The 17,078-nt window shown below is 61.2% G+C and carries 12 protein-coding genes; all 12 read right to left on the minus strand.

Features of this window, described 5'->3' with window-relative positions; all coding sequences use genetic code 11:
* Window positions 1-362: 362 nt before the first annotated feature.
* The 12 genes from ABJ99_RS13355 to tssK all read right to left on the minus strand — a co-directional run bounded on the left by ABJ99_RS13355 (window position 363) and on the right by tssK (window position 17,066).
* A complete protein-coding gene (locus ABJ99_RS13355) occupies window positions 363-869 on the minus strand; it encodes a hypothetical protein (RefSeq protein ID WP_054086242.1) in 507 nt (168 codons plus the stop codon).
* Window positions 866-1,771 carry a hypothetical protein gene (locus ABJ99_RS13360; RefSeq protein WP_054086243.1) on the minus strand — a complete coding sequence of 302 codons (906 nt, stop codon included), beginning with the start codon at window positions 1,769-1,771 and terminating at the stop codon, window positions 866-868. The genes ABJ99_RS13355 and ABJ99_RS13360 overlap by 4 nt, the downstream gene beginning before the upstream one ends.
* Window positions 1,772-1,843: 72 nt before the next feature.
* Complete coding sequence (gene tagQ / locus ABJ99_RS13365; protein ID WP_007252932.1) at window positions 1,844-2,785, minus strand: type VI secretion system-associated lipoprotein TagQ; 942 nt, start codon at window positions 2,783-2,785, stop codon at window positions 1,844-1,846.
* Between the two features lie 86 nt (window positions 2,786-2,871).
* On the minus strand, window positions 2,872-4,596 hold the full coding sequence (locus tag ABJ99_RS13370; protein WP_054086244.1) for a formylglycine-generating enzyme family protein: 1,725 nt from the start codon (window positions 4,594-4,596) through the stop codon (window positions 2,872-2,874).
* Window positions 4,589-5,782, minus strand: a complete 1,194-nt coding sequence (locus ABJ99_RS13375) for an ABC transporter permease (protein WP_054086245.1) — start codon at window positions 5,780-5,782, stop codon at window positions 4,589-4,591. Before ABJ99_RS13375 ends, ABJ99_RS13370 begins: the two co-directional genes overlap by 8 nt.
* Window positions 5,782-6,498, minus strand: coding sequence for an ABC transporter ATP-binding protein (locus ABJ99_RS13380; protein WP_054086246.1), 717 nt, complete (start codon window positions 6,496-6,498; stop codon window positions 5,782-5,784). Before ABJ99_RS13380 ends, ABJ99_RS13375 begins: the two co-directional genes overlap by 1 nt.
* Entirely contained in the window at window positions 6,498-9,521 is a 3,024-nt protein-coding gene (locus tag ABJ99_RS13385) for a serine/threonine-protein kinase (protein ID WP_054086247.1), read from the minus strand. Before ABJ99_RS13385 ends, ABJ99_RS13380 begins: the two co-directional genes overlap by 1 nt.
* 11 nt (window positions 9,522-9,532) lie before the next feature.
* On the minus strand, window positions 9,533-10,261 hold the full coding sequence (locus ABJ99_RS13390) for a PP2C family protein-serine/threonine phosphatase (protein ID WP_054086248.1): 729 nt from the start codon (window positions 10,259-10,261) through the stop codon (window positions 9,533-9,535).
* A complete protein-coding gene (gene tagF, locus ABJ99_RS13395; protein ID WP_054086249.1) occupies window positions 10,262-10,915 on the minus strand; it encodes a type VI secretion system-associated protein TagF in 654 nt (217 codons plus the stop codon).
* Entirely contained in the window at window positions 10,912-14,415 is a 3,504-nt protein-coding gene (gene tssM, locus ABJ99_RS13400) for a type VI secretion system membrane subunit TssM (RefSeq protein WP_054086250.1), read from the minus strand. Before tssM ends, tagF begins: the two co-directional genes overlap by 4 nt.
* On the minus strand, window positions 14,412-15,725 hold the full coding sequence (locus tag ABJ99_RS13405; protein ID WP_054086251.1) for a DotU family type VI secretion system protein: 1,314 nt from the start codon (window positions 15,723-15,725) through the stop codon (window positions 14,412-14,414). The genes tssM and ABJ99_RS13405 overlap by 4 nt, the downstream gene beginning before the upstream one ends.
* Before the next feature lie 6 nt (window positions 15,726-15,731).
* Complete coding sequence (tssK, locus tag ABJ99_RS13410; RefSeq protein ID WP_054086252.1) at window positions 15,732-17,066, minus strand: type VI secretion system baseplate subunit TssK; 1,335 nt, start codon at window positions 17,064-17,066, stop codon at window positions 15,732-15,734.
* Between the last annotated feature and the right edge of the window lie 12 nt (window positions 17,067-17,078).

The following is a 17,078-nucleotide window of genomic DNA, read 5'->3' on the forward strand; positions in this document are numbered from 1 at the left end:
CAGCCGACAGGGAGTTGGAATGGTCTTGGTACAAACCCGCTTCGGCGGGTTTTTTATTGCCTGCATTTTGCCGTCGGCTAATCGATACGATTCAATAAATACCTGACGCCAGAATAACCGCCCTCTCACTTCACGCTCAGACGTGGAAAAGTCAGGTATAGCGAAAGGCTTACACGCACTGGAGTCAGTTGGCTATTTCTGAGCCGCTGCACACGCCGTAATATTGGATCCATCAAGTGGTGAACAGGAGTTCACCACGATCAAGGATGATCGACCATCGCCTGGGAGGCGGCCGACAGGGAGTCGGGATGGTCTTGGAAAAACCCGCTTCGGCGGGTTTTTTGTTGGCTGCGGGAAATTGCCTACTTGTGTCGCGCCTTGTTCCTGCGCAGCCTCTCACGGTTTTTTTCCAGCATGTCCTGACGACGCGCGTCAACACTGCTTTCCTTGCGCTCGAACCGCAAAGCCACGAACTCCGCACGCATTTCCCTGTGCAACTTGCTGTTGAGCAGCAACAGACCCAGCAGCGGAAAAATCAGACCCAGCACGTAGATGAACACGAGCCCCCCCGGACCATTCGACGGATACGCAGTCAGCACCGCCAACAGACTCGCCACCATCATCGCCACCAGCCCCCAAACGCCCCAACTACGTCCACGACTGATCAACAAGCCTGCGAGCGCGAGCAGCATTGATGCGCCAATCAGAAACACGACCTGATACATGCCAATGTCGGCAACGTCGCCAAACCAGACATGGCTGACCTGCGAAGTGGCGATGACCACCGCAAAAAGAGTCAGGAACATCGATCCCAGGAACGACGGAAAGTAGCGCGCGCGAAAGGCGTAGTAATTGTGGCGGTCGGTCATTCGGTGATTTCCTCATACAGACCCACCGCGAAGGTTTGCACATAATTGCTTCCGACCAACCCGACGCCCATGCTCAAGACATCCTGAAACTGAATGACGGTAGCGGCTTTAAGCTGGGTTGACGTCAAACGCGTAGGCAATTCGCCACTTCGTTGTTTGAGTTTCAGTAGCCTGGCAGTCAACTTCGGATTCTGAAGTGTCAGCAACTCGTCGGTCAGCTGTTTGCGCTGCTGCCGATTGAGCTCTTTAGTGAGGTCGTACCAACTGCGTCCCGTTGCAGCCTTCTTCGCTTGCATCAGTTTGTACGTCGTCAGGCCGGTGGCGCCAACCCCTGCCAGGGACGCAATATCCAGCACCGAGCTGATGGTGTTGTACAACTCGGAATCGCTTAGCCGATCATTCGCTTCGGGGCTTTGTATTTCGTTGATGGTTCTCGCCAGACCGATGCCACATTGTGCCGTACTGGCTGCGGTGGAAGCATAGCCGATGGCCGTGATGACCAGACTGGTGCCGCCTGTAAACGGTACGGCAGCCCCACTGCCAAACACCGCGATCCAGCCCAGAATCGCGCCGCCACAAGACATCGTGGCGCTGAACGCCTCGTAGAGCAGACGCGATTCACGAGGGTTGGTCTGCACGTCTCTGGCGAACTGTTGGGGTGCTATGTATTTTTTCGCCTCCCGCAAAATAACCCGCTTGGGTTTGATGCTGCAGATCGGCGTGAATTCTCGAAGGGTTACCACGTTGAAATCGGCGTCGACGTAGACAACACCGGCACCGACGATGCCAGGGTCGGAATCGATGGCGGCGAAAAGCCGCTGAGTATTGATTTTGCCCGCAATCTGCTGGCGAGCCAGCACCTGCGAAGGGCTGTTGGTCAGCCCGATCATTGCTTGAGACATTGATCTTCCTTGAATCCCGGAAAACTTCACCGACCTCCCGCAGGAGATCGGCGAATCCATACGTCAAAACACTCAGACGTTAGGGCAAGGCACTGGAGCCCAGTCGCTTACATCAGGGCTTTTGCACATTTTTTCGACTTCGCTCTTACCGGCGGTAACCACCTGCTGGCTTTCAGCCTGTTTGACCTTGGCCTGTTGCAGTTCTTTCTCGGTACCCACCGCTTCTTTCGGCACGGCTGGCAGTTTCACCTTGGCCGGTTGCTTGGCTTTGCCGTTCTTTTTGGTCGAAGTGGCGGCAACCGGCGCAGTCTCGGCATTGGCAACAACGACGACGTCATTGCGTTTCACACCAACCTGCTGCAGGTCTTTCTCGTAAGCCTGGGTGTAGCTGCTCAGGTCTTCGGTGGCGCGACCGTTGACGGCGGCGATCAGGTCGTTGGACTCTTTGAGCCCGGCCACGATCTCGGCCAGGCGCTTGCGGCCTTCGTCGGCGTTGATCTTGTTCGATTTGCGACCTGAAATCAGGTTGCTGAACTCACGCTGGTAGCAGGTCTGCGAAGCCTTGGCATAAGCAGTGCTGCGGTCGATATCGGCAGCGCTTTTGCTGATGTCGGTGGAGTAGGAAGCGATGCGCGCCTTGTCATCGGTGATCTGCTTCTGACGCTCGGTGTAGTAACCCGCTGCGCCGCCCACCAGAGCACCGCCTGCTGCGCCAATCGCCACATTCCGTGCGCGCTTGTCCGAGTCACCTGTCAACGCACCGGCAAGCGCACCACCGACCGCGCCCAACGCGGCGCCGGTAGCAACCGATTTGGTCGTGTCCGAGTCTGTCTGACGCAGATGCTGCACCGGCTCGTAGCAAGAAGGGTAATACTCGACCTTGGTGGTCGCGCCGACTCTGGATACCGGCGAACTCGCGCAACCGGTCAGCAGAACAGCACTGAAACCGGCAGTGGCCAGCAGCAGAGAACGGCTTTTGGAGGCCGAGACAAACGGTTTACGGGACAAAAGCATATTGGCATTCTCTTCGTTGGTATTGACTAGCCCGGCGCAGCTTGATGCCACCCGAGTCCCTTCTTTGCTTCCCACACCCCGGCCAGTCATTGCTGACTGGCCGACGCAAGCAATTGCTTCAAGATCGTTTCCGGGTCGGCCCGCTTTTGCTGGCGGTACTCACCGACATGGCGAACGAACAACGTTGCCCTGGACACCAGACTCCTGCCGATGACCGGTTTGCGATTAAGCTCTTCTTTGATCCGCTGAAACTGCGCCTGAATCACCGCATCGGTGTAACGCGTGCCGGTCGCCAGGTTGTCGATATAGATCGCCACCGCACCGTCCAGCGCGCTGCGGCCATTGTCGATTGCAATGGCATACAGCCTGGCGCCGGTTTCGTCCTTTGCCGCAGCGGCCTGTTGCTGGCTTTTCTTCAGATTGGTCAGGCGAATGTTGTAGTTACTGATGGTCTCGGCCACCAGCGCAGCGGACTGGATCAGGTTGCCAGCGGCTTCCTCGCGCTGCCGGGCGATGAGCGAGACGTTGCGTTTCAGTTCTTCGTTGACCAGCCCCAATTCGGCTTGCAGACGAGGATCGGCACTGGCGGCAATGATGCTGTCCAGACGTTTGGTCGGATCATCGGTATCGGTGATGTCATCGGTCAGCGCCGCCAGACGGCCTTCCTTCTGCCATTGTTCGAACAATTCCTTGTAGCGTGAGCGCGGCGCGGACAGCGCCCCGATGGCGACCCGAAAGCCGGTGGTTTCGTTGTTTTGCTCGGTACCGTCGGCGGCGAACAGCGGGTACTCGCGACGCATGCCGGTAAACAGCGTGCCCTCGCCCTCCAGGTAATTCCCGCCCTTGGCCACAAAACCGCCATAGGCCCCCTGACGACGTCCGGCATGCACCAGCTGGAATGACTCTTGGACCATTTCCGCCGCATTGCCTATCACGTCGAACATGCCGATGGGGTTGGGCAGCTTCGTACCGACAGGCATCAGCCGCGCCGCCTGCCCGGTGCCGCCAGCGACCTGGTTGAACACCGCCCAATCGGCCAGAGGACCATCGCCCTCGCTGCCCTCGATGCGCCGTGGAAACAGACGCCCGTCCATGTCCTGACGACTGACGGCTTGCGCTCCGCGTGCCGCAAACTCCCACTCGACCTCGGTCGGCAGGCGGACAAAGCCGACCCCGCCGTCTTCTGTGTCGCTACCGCGCCCGCTGACCGGCAGCAGATCCCGGTGATTTTTCAACAGCCAGGCGCTGTATACCGCGCCAAAGCGCTCGGCCTCGAAGCGCGACAACTTGACCTTGGGCAAGCGCCCTGCCATGCCGGTCGGCGCGTCACAGGCGGGTGCTGCTTCGCCGTTGGCGAGGGACTGCGCTTGCGACATGACCTGCGCATACTGCCGCGCGGTGACCTCGTATTTGCCGATGAAATACATCATCGGTTTGAGCGGTGTTCCGGCATCGGTTTTCGGCAGCAGCGGGCCGATCACCTTGCGCCAGTCACCGGGCAAATCCTTCAGCGTGAACTGGCCGTTGATGAAGTCGCGGCGATAACCGGAAATGAACGACTGCTTATAGCCCGCCTCGCCTTCGCTGAACGGATAGCCGAGGTTGATCTCGCGGTCGTCCAGGCTGCCCTGAGCCAGCACGTAAACGTAACGAAACACCATTTCGCCGTCACACGGCAGCGGCAGGCTGATGTCATCCGCCAAGGGCTTGGGGTTATCCAGCGTGCCGTTGTCATCCGCAAAAGCGCTGAACGACGACACGCACAGCGAAGCGATCACCAGCCTCAGGGCAGCTCTGCGCAACTCAAACATCTCTGATTCCTTCCGAAGCTTCGATTCGGGCCACGCGCAGGCCGCCCAGCGCCGCAGCAACAGCGCTGGCACCCAGCACGGCCAACAGGGCCACGAGGTAATGACGAGCGAGCAGATGGCTGGCGTATTCGCCGGACACCTGCACGAACAGACGATTCAGGCCCAGTTCGGCCACGCCGTACAACGCGGCGGAAGTCAGAGCCGCCAATGCGCCGCTGTAAATGGCCTGCAATACCACGAACAACAGCAATGCGCCGGTACTGAAACCCAGCAGGCGCAGCACTGAAAGCTCACGGCGTTTGCGCTCGACAGAGGCCAGAGCCCCTGCAAAGATTGCTGCGCAGGCGCCGCACAGGGCCAGACCGGAGATGATCCAGAACACGATTGAAAGATTGCGGCTCAGCGACTGAACCTGGGCGATGGCTTGCGACTGAGTCGACACCAGCAGGCCGTTTTCGGCGAAGTAGTGGCGCAACGTTTCGACATCATTCAGGTTGCGCGCATACAACCGGAAGGCCGGATAGATGCGCTGCGCTTGCGGCGCTGACTCGCCCGGCCAGCCCAATACAGGCACAGCGCGGCCGTCACGATAATCTTCAGCGGCCTGCAACAGCCCCAACGATGCAAATAACGCATCACGCTGAAACGCTTCAAGCGGCAGCACCGCCGAGACACGCAGCCGAGTACGTTGCGTCTGAAGCACACCTGACACCTGACGGGTGAACGCGGCATCAAGCCAGTCGCCGGCCCGTGCATTGAGCTTTTCTGCGGCGGTTCTGCTCAGCACAACGCTGTCCAGCCCCGGAGGCGGAAGCAGGCCACTCAACAGCGGGTCGCCCTGTGCAGTCGGAATCATCTCGACGTTAAGCAGCTGGTTGTTCAGCGACAGATCAGCGGTTGCGGCTATCTGCCGGGTTCTGGGCAGTGCAAAGCTGACGTCCGGGCGCGCGGCCAGGCTGTCGATGAATTGCGCCGTGAAACGACCGCCGCCTAGCGGAATGACTTCGCGCACGGCCGGGTCTTGCTCCAGACGTTCGGTGAGGCTGCCGACCAGGCCGAACTTGAGGCCGAACAACACCAGCAAAGGTGCGATCACCGCGACCAGAGCCAATACGTTACAGGCGGACAGTCGGCTTTCGCTGCGATAGTCCTGCCAGGCCAGACTGGCGATGAGAGGCACGCGCATCAGTTCGGCTCTCCCAGCGTTGCGGTCACGCCACCGTCGGCATCACGCCGACATTCAATGCGCAACACTGCAAGCCCGGCGCTGCGGGCAAGCGTTTCATCGTGAGTTGCAATCAGGCAGCAGGCGTTCTGTTTCTTTGCCTGGGTGAGCAGTAATTGCATAACCCGGCCGGCATTGAGCGGGTCCAGCGCTGCGGTCGGCTCGTCAGCCAGCAGCAACTGCGGCGAATGCGCGAGCGCCCTTGCACAACTGACCCGCTGGCGTTGCCCGACCGAAAGGGCAGCAGGCTTCTTGCGCAGTTGATCGCCAATTTCCAACTGCTCGGCCAGTTGCCCGACCGTGCCGTCGTCGGCCAGCCCCAACAGCTTGCGCGACAGTCCGATATTGCTCTGCACATCCAGATAACCCAGCAGCCCGCCCGTTTGAAGTACGTAGCCGAGGTGTCGACTGCGCAAATCCGCCAGCTGCTTCTGCAGACCTTCGCGCCACAGCTCAGCGATATCGTACTCGCCTGCAGAGGTCGCGAAATCGAAGCGCTGCACCCGGTCGGGGACCGACACCAGCGCCAGAATATCCAGCAGGGTACTTTTGCCACAGCCGCTGGGTCCGACCAGTGCATATTGCTGCCCGGCACGCAGTTCCAGACGCGGGATCACCAGGCTGTAGCGCTGACTGCCCTGCCCTCGGGCCTTGTGTACCTCGCGCAGACTCAGCATCACGGCAGCGTCGACAATGGAACGCGGTACAACGCATCACCCGGCTCGGCATCGCCAAAGCGTACCCAGTTGGCCAGATCGTTATGAAAGGTTTCATAGAGGCGGATTTTCGAATCCAGCTCATCGATGAAATCTTCCTGCTCAGCCACGCTCAGGGACAGCCACAGATCCTGGGTCATGTTCAGCGATTTGCTGCGGTACGGCAGCCCCTCCAGATATTCGCCCAGGATGCCGCCTTCAGTCAGATTCCCGCCCTTGCGCAAGGCTGACGGATCACGACTCATGTAAGCACTGGCGCTGGCGATTTCCTGAAAGAAGTCCTTGGGCGAGGTTTTGGTCTTGCGGGCAGCGTCCACGATCAGTTTGAGCGACTGCTGCAAGTCGTTAAGCTGCAATTTGGTTAGCATCACACACACCTGAAACGCCGGAAGCTTCAGATTGGTGACGTCCCGGTCGGCCGTCCAGGCGCTGACCAGTTGGGGGGCCTGGCTGGCCGACTTGCGGCCCAGAAAATCCATGTGCATGGCATAACCGACTGCCGCAGTTTTTTCGGCGATACTCGGTGCTGCGGTCAGGACCGGCACGGCTTGCGACGGATTACTGCGGACCTGATGCACAAGGTCGGCAAACACCGAACCTATCTCGTCGACGCGCGCGCCAAACTGGCGGACATCGCCGCCCGCCACCGGGATGTAAAGGTTGCCGATCTGCGGGTTCGCATCGGCAGTCAGCGTGCGGTATTGCTGCTCGGCCGAGGCATGATTTTTCTTGCCCGCATCGGTACGCAGATGCAGGGCAAAAATCTTGATCTGCTTGCCAAGCGCCGCCTGACGCACCTCGGCCTCGTTCATCTGGGTACTGCTCAGCGGATCGCTTTTGCGCAGCGATCCGGCATCGCTGACCAACAGGATCAGCCGGCCACCATAGCCCGACCAGTCCATCTCGTTGACCGCCTGCATCACCCCGGCAAAGGAGTCCTCGTTGAACGCATGGCTGGAGACTGACGTGGCCTTGACCTGCCCGGCCAGTTCCATGAAGCGCTGCGGGTCACGGCCCTGATCCAGAGTGACCAGGGTTTTGGTCAGATACTCGAGACCCGGGGTTTTACTGATGTTGTTACGAAAACCCACCAGACCGAAACTGACGCTGTCCAGCTCGCCGCGCTGGGCGATTTTTTCCTGCAAGCCATGCACCACCTCGCGGACCTGATCGATGTAGGGCTGCATCGACACCGAGGTGTCCACGACCAGCACCACCGCTGTGCGGAAGGCATCGGCACTTTGAGCGGCCCTGACTTCATTGCCCGCCGTCTTTTGCGGCAGGTTGCCTGGATCGATCGAGGCCACGTTCAACAGTTGAACCGGCTGGCCGTTTTCATCGAAGCTCTCTTGCGACTCGAAAATCGGCAGCAGGTAAAACTGATCCTGAGGCACTGCGCTGGCGGCAGGCTCCAGGGCCAGCACCTGAGTATTGTCTTCGGCATGCTTCTGAGCATCGAGCAGCAGCTTTTTGGCTGCCGCAGGATCAGCAATCAGTTTTTCCAGTTGCTCGGGCTGGCGCACGAACATCACTGGCGCACGTCCGGAGCGTTCGGTGAATTTCAAGACCAGGCTCTGTTTCCAATCACTGACCTGCTCGGCAGGCAACCAGCCCTCGCTGCGCCCGTCGCTGGCAGCGCCGACCCTTAGCCACTGGCTGCCATTGACCGTCTGGCGTTGATAAACGTACAGCACGGAAAATGCGGGCAGTTCCTCCCCGGCGGAAGCGCCAGGTTCACTGGCATAGCGCGTACCTGGCTTGCTCAGGACGCGCTGAAACAGAGTTTTCTTGCCCGGCATCAGCAACGGGCGCTGGCCACCGTCGCTGTCGGACGATACGGAGGAAGGCTGTGTCTGCGCCGCAACCGGTGTTGGAGCAGTCTCCGGTGGCTTGGTCTGCGCCTTGGCATCGCGCACGTCAGCATCATGCACGTCGCCCCGCAAAAACCAGTAACCGCCGGCTCCAATCGCCGCAGCAATGGCCACGGTGAGCAAGGCCAGCGGCAGCACCCGACGTTTCTCAGGCGGCGCGGTTTTGCTCAGGATCAGCTCGGGTGGCGGCATCAAAAGAGGCGCGCTCACCGGCGGCGGGCCGCTCGGAATGTCGATGGACACCGGCGTCATACCGGCAAGCTCGTCGCGTGGCGCTTCGGGCTTGAGCAACGGCTGAAACACCGTGCGCTCAGTATCGTCGAGCCCGAGCGTGTCCAGCGCGGCCAGCAAGGCCTTGGCGTCAGGAAAGCGCTCGGCCGGGTTCTTGGCCAGCAGACGCGTGAGAATGTCCTGATAGCGGCCGTGATGCACCGGCAGCTCGGGCAACGGTTCGGTGAGATGCGCCAGCGCCGTGGAAAGCGCATCGACACCGTTGTACGGCAGCTTGCCGACCAGAATTTCATACAACACTACGCCCAGCGCATACAGGTCCGCACGCCCATCGATATCCTGGCCGCGAGCCTGCTCCGGGCTCATGTAACTGGGCGTACCGACCGCGAAACCGGCCTGCGTGAATTGCGTGCGGTCATCCAGCGACTTGGCGATGCCGAAGTCCGACAGTACAGCATTGCCATCGGCGCGAAACAGAATGTTGGCCGGCTTGACGTCCCGGTGCACCAGCCCCTGATCATGGGCGTAACCCAGTGCAGAGGCGATCTGCCGGATGTACAGCAAACCCTGCTCGGCACTCAGGCCAGACGCAATGCGCTCTTTGAGCGTGCCGTTGGGCAAGAACTCCATGGCCATGTAATACAGGTCGTCGACATTGCCGATGTCATGGATGGTCACGGTGTGCGGGTGTGACAGACGCGCCAGCGTGCGGCCCTCACGCAGAAAGCGCTCGCAGAAGCTCGGATCGGCGGCCAGCGTGGCGGCCATCACCTTGAGCGCCACCTTGCGTTCGAGCGAGCGCTGGGTGGCCAGGTAGACCGTCGCCATGGCGCCTTCGCCAATCTCGCCTTCTATGTCAAATCCAGAAATCCGTATGTCCATGTGTATGTTCTTCAACCGGCTTTGACGACGATGGCAGTAATGTTGTCGGGTGCGCCCCGTGTCAGCCCGAGGTGCACCAGGCTGCGCACGATTTCGTACGGGTCCTTGTGACTCAGTACGTCACGAATCTCATGGTCTTCGGCGGTCTTGTTCAAGCCGTCGCTGCACAGCAGGTAGGTGTCGCCGGGCAGGATCTGGAGTTGCACCTGCGACAGTTCGAGCCGGTCCTGAACCCCGATTGCCCGGGTGACGATGTTCGAGCGCGGATGCACTCGCGCTTGCGCTTCGTTGAGCAAGCCGCTGTCCATCAAGTCCTGCACATAGCTGTGATCGCGTGAAATACCTTGCAGCTCGCCGTCGCGCAGGCGATACAGGCGGCTGTCACCGGCCCACAGACAAATGCCCTGATTTCCCCGTACCGCCAGCAACACCACGGTGCTGCCCATCATGCTCACATTGCGTTGATGGGTTTCCTTGCGCACTGCCGCGTTCACTTCATCCAGGCGTTCGCGCAACAGCTCGACGCAGGCATCCAGCGCGGAGGCAGAAGGCGAATTGCGCAGGGTGTCGACGATCAGACTGCTCACGTAGTCGCCCGCCGCGTGCCCGCCCATGCCATCCGCCACGACCCACAAGCCCTCGGCGGACCTCTCCAGAAAGGCGTCTTCGTTGATCTGACGGACCATACCGACATGGCTGTAGCTGGCCGACGTGTAATTCATGCTTGAGGGTGCGCTCATCTAGACCTCTGCCCCATTGCCCAACAGGAAACTGCCGAAATCCGCCGCAGCCGGTAGCCCTTCACAACGCAGCATGCCCGGTGCAATGCTTTCCGACCCGTTGCCCCACCAGACGCTGGCACCTTCGCAAGCGCGCTCGACCAGCGCGGTACTCCGCTCCTGAGGTGTAACGGCAGAAAAGCGTTGCAGCCCGGCAAAAGCGTGCACCGGCTGACGTGGCGCCAATAGCGGCGCGCCCAGCGCCTGCAGCCCGGCTTCGAACAACTCGAACGTCGCCTGCGGTTCAAGCGTCGCCAGCAGCAGCTCTTCCGCCTGCTCGAACCAGCCATCCGCGCCACTGAGCAGTGAACCCGGTGCCTGTCCGGCTTCGATGGGCACCGCGACTGTCATCGGGAAATAGCGACCGACCCGATCAATGCTCGGCATCAATACGCCAGTGACCGCCTGTGGGCCGCACACGCCCGAGGCCAGCACGAACCGCCACAGCGGGCTGATCAGATAGGCATCGAGCCAGGCACCACCGAGCTGTCTCTGGCTCGCGAGCAAGCCGGCCGCCAGCCAGGCGTCCCACGGCTGAATGAAGCTCTGCGGCAAATCGCGGCTGACGAAATCGCCACGGCTGGCCAGTTTTCCGTAGAAGCCCACCGCTGTCATAACCGCTCCGGCAGACTGAAGCCGCTCAACACGCGACTTTTGAACGGGTTGAATGCGCTATTGGCGCGCAGTTCGTAAGAGATACTGGCGCCGTCAACGCGCAGTCGCAGATTGAAACGATCTGGCGCATTGCCTGCGGTCAGATCTGACTGTTCCAGCAGACGAAACCAGGCCCAGGGCCCATCTAGCGTTACACCTGAACGGCCACTGGCAGACGGTGGCGAAATCGACAACCGCACGACGCCGATACTGCCCGGGTTCGGCCACTGCATGGCGACCGGGCGGCTGGGGCCGTGGTCATAACCGATCTGCTGACCATCCAGATCCAGCAGAAATTGGGTGATGGAGGCGTCCATGGCGATCGGTTTCAGCTCGAAACGAACCGTCGGCTGAGTGCCTCCGGAGCGAAAGAACGCATCGCGAATCGCACTCGCACGCTGGAATGTCTGCAGCACGCCCGCATTGATCCCCAGCTTTTGCGCGGCACCGGACTGCCAGCGCCAGGTGCTGGCAGACGTGTCGACATAAGGCTGCAGGTATTTGCGGAAGTAGCTGTCCATCACGCCGCCGACACCGAAGAACTGACCGAAATCGTCCAGCGTCGCATCACGCGTGCTGCCGGGGGACATCGGGTAGCGGCCGCTGAGTGACTGGCGATAGACGTTCACCACCTCGCTGACCCAAGCGGCATTGAGCTGATTGCGCACCCCGCCCATCATCGTGTTGGTCGTGGAGCTGACAACCGACTTGACCAGCCCCTGCACCAGAGGCGGCTGACGCTCCGCGGTAAGGCTGACCCGTGCAGCGGCGGCCGTGGCCTGGTTTTTCGCTTCACCGAGCAACGCATCGCCACTGGCCCCGACCATAGCGCTGACCTGCACATAAAGCGCGTTCATGTCGGACAGCAACGCATCGATTGCCGCAGGCTCACCTTCGCCTTTAGTGACCAGACCCTTGAGATCGGCAAAATGCGCGCTCACCGGGTCCTCCACTGCCACCGGCGCAGTGCTGGCGGCCGCCTGCTGCTGGCCCAACAACGAACCGAGGCGCTGCTTGAGCTGATCAACGTTGCCATCGACCTTCTTGCCTTGTTCCGCGAGGAGTTTCTCTTCTTCCTGCAAGTCGGTTTCTCTGGCCACTGCCGACAGCAGTTTTTTCAAGGGCGAAGCAGGCCCCGAGATGACCCGCAGCACATCGGCAGCTTGCGCCACGCTGGTAATCGGCACAAAGTCGATGTCCGCCAGCAACGCATCCCACTGGCGCACGTAATCCTGGAAGTACAGGCGACGCACTTCGGCAGCCAGGCTGGCCACGTCCAGTTGTTCGGCCTGATCACGGCCCAGTACCCACTGTTCTTCTGCCAGCGTTGAAGCCTGATTGAGGCTGCTCAGCAGAAAGCCCTGGCGATAGCCCTTGGCGGTGAACAGGCCACTGAGCGGTTCAGTCAGAGGCTTGCCACTCTTGCGACTGAACACCAGTGCCGCGTCACGGCCACCGGCTTCGCTCAAGCGAAAATCCGGCACGCCTTCAGGCAGCTTCTGCCGTTTGACCCGGTCATAGACGCGCTGCGCCACCGGCAATTGCTGCAACTGGCGGCGCAGGTCATCGATCAGGCGCTGATCCAGACGGGCTTTGGGCGGGTGCCGCTCGAACAGCGCCTGCAAGTGCTCGCCCAGTGCCAGCCGCTGTTCCGGCGGCAGATCGCGGGGCAGGCTGCTGTCCCAGTCCAGAGCAATCCAGGCCTTGATGAAATCCGGGTCGTAATGCTCCGTATCGGCAAGCATCAGATAAGCCTTCAGGCCCTCGTACAGAAAGTCCGAAGAACCCCCGTTGTGCAATTGCTCTTCCAGCCTTGTCACCAGGCGCGGCGCGAATACGGCGATCAGCAGCTTGCGGTAGACGCTGGACGACTCCGCCTCGAGCATGTCGCCCTGATACAGGCCCAGCCCTTGCGCCCAGTCCGGCGGTTCACTGGCCAGATGACGGACCGCGTTGAGCAACGGCAGTACCGCCAATACATCACGCTGAGCGGGGCTGAGGTTCTGGACGGTCTGGCCAAGTGGCGCGACTTTCTGATCGACCTGCGCGATGTAGCGCTGGTTGGCGTTGTAACTGATCAGCCACAGTGCGCCAACCAGCAACACCACCGCGACCGTTGCAGCCAGCACAGCGCGGGCGATCCACTTGCGGCGGCGCTCCACTTTGGGATCGACCCCCATCAACCCCTGCTCGGCAAACGCTACGGCGGTAAACAATCGCTCGATGAAATAACTGCGTCCGGTGCCGGATTGCCGCGCCAGTTGCTGTCGGTCCAGGTTCATGCTCTGGGCCATGCTGCCGATCAGACGATCGATCGGGCTGCCTTCCTGAGTGCCGCTGGTGAAATAAACGCCACGCAACAGCGCGCGCGCCTCGAACGCATTGGGCTTGAAGACGCCGTCCAGAAAGCCTTGCAGCGTTTGTCTGAGCGCAGCGAACTGCTGCGGGAAGCCATAAATCAGGTCGCGCCGCGCCGGGTCACGCTCTTGCTGCAAGCGCTCCACCAACCGTTCATTGAGACGCCGTTCCAGCGCCGAAAACTCTTTCTGGAAGTCCTGCAGCGGGTCTTCGGCACTCTTGCCGTCGTCCAGCGCAAATGTCATGCCCCAGACCTGAGCGCGCTCTTCCTTGCTCAGCGCATCGAAGAACTCCATGAAGCCCGGCACCAGATCGAGCTTGGTCAGCATCAGATAGATCGGGAAACGCACGCCCAGTCGAGTGTGCAGCTCCTGAATCCGCAGGCGAATCGCGGCGGCATGATCAGCCCGCTCGGTATCGCTGCCAAGCAGCAGATCGGAAAGACTGATGGCAATGAACGCACCGTCGATGGGCCGACGCGCGCGCTGGGTCTTGAGCAGGTCGAGAAAGCCCAGCCATGCTGCCTTGTCGACTTGCGCGTGGCTGTCCTGAGTGGTGTAGCGACCTGCGGTGTCGAGCAGCACCGCCTGATCGGTGAACCACCAGTCGCAGTTGCGTGTCCCCCCCACGCCACGAACGGCACCCGCGCCAAGCTGGGCTGCGAGTGGAAAATGCAGACCCGAGTTGACCAGCGCTGTGGTTTTGCCCGAACCGGGCGGCCCGATGATCACATACCACGGCAGCTCATACAGATTGCGCCGCTGATCACCGCCCAGACGGGCCTTTTTCAGCAGGGTGAGCGCTTCGTCCATGCGTTGCCGCAAGGTCGCCAGTTCCTCGGCGGTGGCGACGCTGGCAGGGTCCGGCGCGGTCTCGGCGGCCAGGCTCTGCATGACGGCTGCCGCCTGGCGACGGGCCTGAATGATGCGAAACACCCGGTAACCGATCCAGATCGCGAACAATAGAATGATCAACGCCCAACGGCGACCTTCCGGGACCAGGATGTCCAGCAGCGGACCGACAAACCAGATGATCAGGCTGAGCGCGATCAAGCCCAGCAGCGGGACGAGCCAGCGAATGACAAAACCGAAAAAAACCTTCACTCGACCCCCTCCGCCAATACAGTGATTTCAACCCGGCGATTCTTCGCTCGGCCCTCAGCGGTCGCGTTGGAACCCAGCGGCTCGGTATCGCTGCGCCCTTCTGCGGTGAAACGTTGCGGCTGGCCAGTCTTGGCGGCGAGGATTTGCAACACTTGTTCGGCACGAGCCTGCGACAGCGCCCAGTTGGACGGAAAGCGCAGGGTCGCAATGGGACGGTTGTCGCTGTGCCCGGTGATGCGCACGTCACCCTTGACCTTGCGGATGGCATCGGCAATGCGCAGCATCAGTGGCTGGAAGTCGTCCACGATGGTGGCGCTGCCCGACGCAAACAGCTCGTCACCGCGAATAGTCACCACCGAGCGATCCACGGCGTCTTCAACCGCCACCTTGCCGGCCTTGATGTCGTCGGCCAGAAAGCCTGCAAGACGCGGGCGTTCGATCAGTTTCGGCTGCACCACGGGACGATCGATGGACTGCACCGGAATCTCGCCCAACGCATGAATATTCCTGAACACCGGCTCGGCGTCAGACGCCAGTTTCAGTCTCAGCACCAACAGCAACAGCAGCAACAGCGCCAGCCCGATGGCGACACCGACCCACGGCGGCATGAACTGGGTCAGGCGATCACGGGCCAGAGTCAGACCGCGCCAGTGTGGCGAGAGCTCACGTTCATGCTCGCCGCGGGCACTGCGGATCGCTGCACTGGTCCGCTCGCGAAGGGCTTCAAGTTCGCTGCGACCGTTGTTCATCACCCGATAGCGGCCCTCGAAGCCCAGGCACATGCACAGGTACAAAAGCTCTAGCAGGTACAACCGCTCGCGCGGGCTTTGCAGGCAGTGGTCAAGCAACTGGAAAACCTTTTCACCTCCCCAGGCTTCGTTGTGCACCGTGATCAGCAGGCTTTGTTTGCCCCATTCGCTGGTGCTGCCCCACGGTGTACTCATGACCGCTTCATCAAGCGCGGTGCACAGTACGTAACGCCCCAGCAGCACATCGTTGCGGGCGACCCCGGCCGCTTCGGCGCGCTCCTCGAACTGGCGCAGCCAGGCCAGCAATTGCGCCCGCAGGCTGGCCGGTGCCGGGTGGGCAATGGTGCTGCGCAGGCGGGCCAGCAAGGCCAGCAGCGGACCTGCGGCACTTTCCAGCGGATTGAGCCCCTGCGCTTGACCGGTTGCCAGCGGCGCCGATGGCACATTGAGCGGCGGAGTAGGCTCCGGAGCGCCACTGGACCCGCTGCGACCGCCGGGACGCGGCATGAACTGGGTGCGGTCGCTGGCGGGCGGGGATGAACCGTCGTCGTTGGAATGCATCGCGGTTTATCCTCGAATGGCCCAGAAGGCCAGGTTCAGCCCCGGGAATTCACCCGCGACATGAAAGGCAAAGCCACCGGAGTGCATCAGCTGTTTCCAGTGCTCGCTGCCGCGGTCCAGTTCGTAGTAGGTCGAGCCCGCGTGGTACGGAATCTGTCTCGGCGCCACGGGAAGTGGCAACAGGCCGATGCCGGGCAGTTGCAGGTTGACCAGATCACGGATGTGCTCCACCGAGCCGATTTTGCTCTGCTGGCTGAAACGCCCGCGCAGGGTTTCGCTCGGGATATCAGCACGCACCACGAGGATGAAGCTTGCAGTGTCGATCAGGGTCTTGTCTGCCAGCATCGCGACATGCACGCCGTAGGCTTTTTCAACGATTGGAATAGGCGTGGCCTTGCTGTCGATCAGCATCGACAGCGCCTCGCGCAGCGCATGCATGACCGGCGTGAAACTCAATGTCAGGTCGTCATGCTGATAACGAGGGAAATCCTCAGGGCGACGGCTGCTCGACGAAAAGGTCGCAAACTCCCCGGCCAGCGCGACCAGTACGCTGTAGAAACGCTCGGGGTGCACAGGGCTCAACTGACTCAGGTGGTTGATCAGCGGCTCGGCGCGATTGACCAGTTGCAGCAACATGAAATCAGCGATTTCCGAAGCGCCGCCCGCGCCAGACGCCACAACCCGCCCGGCCAGCGCCTCGCCACGCTGGCGCAACAGGCCCTGTAGCTCGCTGCGAAACGCCGACAGCGGCCGGCTTGCGGTAACGTCGAGCACTGGCGGTATGTAACTGTCATCCAGCACCAGCGCGCGGTCGGCGCGCTTTTCCTTGATACGCACCACGCCTATGGCAGCGTAATCGCCCAAGCCGTCCTCAGCCGTCAGCAAGCGCAGAGCTCTGGAACCGACGGCCACTGGCGCTCGGTTTTCGAACGGAGCGTTGTCATCGCGCACCTCGCGCACCTGGCTGAGGTAACGTGCGCCACCCAATGCTTCGCCTTCGTCCACGGTATCGCGTGCACCGGCGCGCTTGAGCGGCAAGGCCAGGTACACCACGCCGTCACGCAGGTTGTCATCAATGCTCAACGGGCTGGGTGCCAGATCATCCTGCGGAATGCTGAAAGGTGTGCCGTCGGGCAGCAAACCCCGGGCCGAAATGATTGCCAGTTTGCCTTGGGCCAACAGACCCTGATCGATCAACAGCTCGGAAAACCCCCACGCGCCTGCCGACAGTGGCCGATTGCGGGCATCGATCAGGTTTTCCAGGTATCGGTCATGCTGCTGAAAGTGCTGGGTTCCGATGAACATGCCTTCCGACCAGACCACTCGATTGTTCCAGGACATGGGTACTCCGTT

The organism is Pseudomonas syringae pv. cilantro (assembly GCF_001293775.1).
In the GTDB taxonomy this organism is placed as follows: domain Bacteria; phylum Pseudomonadota; class Gammaproteobacteria; order Pseudomonadales; family Pseudomonadaceae; genus Aquipseudomonas; species Aquipseudomonas syringae_P.